Genomic DNA, 1,176 nt, shown 5'->3' with positions numbered 1-1,176 from the left:
AGTTGCGGAATCTCAGCGGTTCCGTTCAACACGAGTTTCATTGTTCGTGCTACGCACGCAACGAAACTCTTGCTGTTGTGCATAGTGTTTATTAATTTAGATATTCTGATATTTCAATAATTTTGTAATTACGATTATGTTCAAATAAGTCCTTTAGAACACCTATATGCAATTGTCCCATAATCAGTAAAATTTTATTTGAATTATGTTTTAATTCTGTATTTAAAATATTTGAATATATTTTCAAGTTTCTGTTGTAAAATAAAGTGATGTATTCTGCTCCTATATATTTTTTATCAATTTCACCAATGTCTACAGTATTGGTTCCGGTTTCAGAGAACTCACCATTTATCACATAAGCGGGTAAATTAAAAATCAGATTATGTGATAGGTCTATAAATTTATCTTGGTTGATAGTTTTGATATAATCATAAATTGATAGACTATCTTGTTGAACTTTCTTTTTTAATGGTCTAGCTGTATTCATTAGTTCCGTTAATCCATTTTTAAAAAGCTTAATGTTATCTCCAGAATTTAATAATGATTGTGAAGTAGATTCATAATGGTCGATTCCATATACACTTTTTAAGTCTAATATTTTTGCTAATCTGAAGCCCACTTGATATGTTTCTGAAGCTCCATATTCTATATCAGAAAGTTTTAAATAATTATTCCTATAGGCACTATACAAACTATCCAACTGATTCTGCTCACTTGGTTCTTTTTCAACCATTATCAGGTCTGGTGAAAACACTTTTAGTTTTTCGGTTATTTTAATGATTTCCTGTTGTTTTTTTTGACTGAAAATATCGGAAGAAGGTGTTCCGTTGTCCATTTGACCTAAATGGTCAAATCCGACTAAAAGAATTTCTGTTATAGATTCTTTTTGTGCTAACATTTGGGAACTGATTACACTAGTTAATATTAGTGTGTTGATTACTTTTTTTAATGTCATTTTCATTTTTTTACATTATGCACAACGCTTGGCTAGTAGGCGATGGGCGGGATTAAGTAAGCGTAATATTTCGGTTAATAACTATTTTTACAAGTACAAAACTATTTTTAAATTAAGCCTAATTCCCGACTATTGCTTACTAGCTGTTGAACTAAACCTTCGGTAGCACTTATTGAGATTTTGTACCTTACGAATATAACTAAAAATTATAATTATGGTCA

The 1,176-nt window shown here is 30.0% G+C and carries 1 protein-coding gene; it reads right to left on the bottom strand.

What is annotated here, in order from left to right; all coding sequences use genetic code 11:
- Positions 1-91: 91 nt before the first annotated feature.
- Positions 92-955 (bottom strand): DUF5694 domain-containing protein, encoded by an 864-nt coding sequence (locus ACEN2I_RS19970; RefSeq protein ID WP_441767835.1) that lies wholly within the window; start codon positions 953-955, stop codon positions 92-94.
- Between the last annotated feature and the right edge of the window lie 221 nt (positions 956-1,176).

Origin of the sequence: Flavobacterium sp. W22_SRS_FK3 (genome assembly GCF_052113665.1) — a bacterium.
Lineage (GTDB): Bacteria > Bacteroidota > Bacteroidia > Flavobacteriales > Flavobacteriaceae > Flavobacterium.
This window is presented reverse-complemented; position numbering and strand designations above follow the sequence as displayed.

What these genes read in the sequence shown, in the direction of transcription:
- ACEN2I_RS19970 (WP_441767835.1), bottom strand. Translation starts at nt 955, where the DNA reads ATGACATTAAAAAAAGTAATCAACACACTAATATTAACTAGTGTAATC.